Raw genomic sequence first — 1,400 nt, forward strand, 5'->3', positions numbered from 1 at the left:
GTGGGACCCAGCTTGCGGATACCATCAGGGCCAGCAGTCCTCGAAACGACTGCATCAACAGGCCGGACACAAGACTGCACCCGACCCAGCCGCCAAAACTTCAAATCGAGCCTTGCAACGCGGGAGCCATCCACACAGGACTTTGGCTGTCCGCCGCCATGCCGCTGAGCTTGTCGGCGACCAGCCGGTCGAGCAGGCCCACGTCTTCCAGCCAGCCGCCGCCGTCCTCGGCGAAGAGATCGCGCAGGATGGTCCCGCCGGCCTCGGCGTAGGCCTCCAAGCCAGTCGACGCTGGCCGAGGCGATCGGCGTCAGCTTCCAGCAGGTGCAGAAATACGAGCGTGGCGCCAACCGGGTCTCGGCCTCGATGATGTCGCGGATCGCCAGCCACCTTGGATGCCGGCCGGCGGATCTGATGCCGACCGGAGACGGCGGCGACGCCGTTCCGTTGGACGCGGCGTTCCTGAGCCAGGCCGGCGGACTTGAACTCGCCCAGGCCTTCATGAGCCTTCCGCCCAAGCTCAGGCGCGCGATTGTTGACCTCGCTCGAGCCATGGCCGCCGCCGAGAGTTCCTGAAGGCCGGCCAGGGGCGGCGGATCGACGGCGATTGCGCCCTGCCCTAGCGCCCCCGGTAGGGCTCGCAGGCGAGGCCGTCCCCATCGCCATCCAGCTTGGGATTGTATCCCGGGTCGCCCCGGGACAGGCGCGCGGCGCCGGCCGCCCGCGCCGCCGCGCACGACCGGAATGGAGCTGGACCGGCCGATGGGCGCGCCGGCGAGGTCATCGCCCTTCGACGGACATTCGGATCATGGCCCGTGGCGGCGCCACCCTCCCCGATGCCGGCGCTCCGCATCAGGTCCCCGACAGGCCTTCCGTGGATCCGGCATCGCGCGGCGATCCGGTCATAGGTCCGAAGGTTGGCGACGCACACGGCGTGCTGGCCCAGCGCGAGCCGCGCCAAGGCAGACTTCGCCGCGGCGCCTCCCGGCTGGCTCAGCTCTGTCGCGTGGAAGTCGGCAAGACGGACCTCGACCCAGTCCGTCCCGCCAGAACCCACGGCGACGCACAGGGAGTCCCCGTCGATCACATGGGAAACCGGCCCGGAAAAGCTCGCCCCGAAGGCCAGATATCCCGGCAGCGGACCTTGCTCGGGAATGGCCTCGCAGGGATCGGCCCAGGCCGGCGCGGACCAGAGGAGCGCCAGGGACAGCAACAGCAGCCGGAACATCGGCCGATGTCAGTGCGGGGCGTCGGCGAGACAAACCATCGAACCGCATGCCCCGTGTTCTGAGTTAAATCTGGGCGCCGGCCTTCGCGGAGGAGAGCGGTGGCAGGCGCTCACAGGCCCAGCAATTCGCCCTCGCCATGGGCGGCTATGCCGATGCGGCCGCCGAACGGCT

3 protein-coding genes are annotated in these 1,400 nt (G+C 69.7%); 1 reads left to right on the top strand and 2 read right to left on the bottom strand.

The genetic code is table 11. The features are described from left to right. Nucleotides 1–100: 100 nt before the first annotated feature. Entirely contained in the window at nt 101–280 is a 180-nt protein-coding gene (locus tag Q8Q88_RS08100) for a hypothetical protein (protein ID WP_305674689.1), read from the bottom strand. Nucleotides 281–324: 44 nt separating this feature from the next. Here Q8Q88_RS08100 and Q8Q88_RS08105 point away from each other — a divergent pair, with 44 nt between their 5' ends. Then, a complete protein-coding gene (locus Q8Q88_RS08105) occupies nt 325–576 on the top strand; it encodes an XRE family transcriptional regulator (protein ID WP_305674690.1) in 252 nt (83 codons plus the stop codon). 43 nt (nt 577–619) lie between these two features. Here the strand turns inward: Q8Q88_RS08105 and Q8Q88_RS08110 are convergent, their stop codons facing one another. Further along, complete coding sequence (locus Q8Q88_RS08110) at nt 620–1,228, bottom strand: thermonuclease family protein (protein ID WP_305674691.1); 609 nt, start codon at nt 1,226–1,228, stop codon at nt 620–622. Nucleotides 1,229–1,400 lie beyond the last annotated feature (172 nt).

This window comes from Phenylobacterium sp. (genome assembly GCF_030697925.1).
In the GTDB taxonomy this organism is placed as follows: Bacteria; Pseudomonadota; Alphaproteobacteria; order Caulobacterales; family Caulobacteraceae; genus Phenylobacterium.

What these genes read in the sequence shown, in the direction of transcription:
- Q8Q88_RS08110 (WP_305674691.1), bottom strand. Translation starts at nt 1,228, where the DNA reads ATGTTCCGGCTGCTGTTGCTGTCCCTGGCGCTCCTCTGGTCCGCGCCG.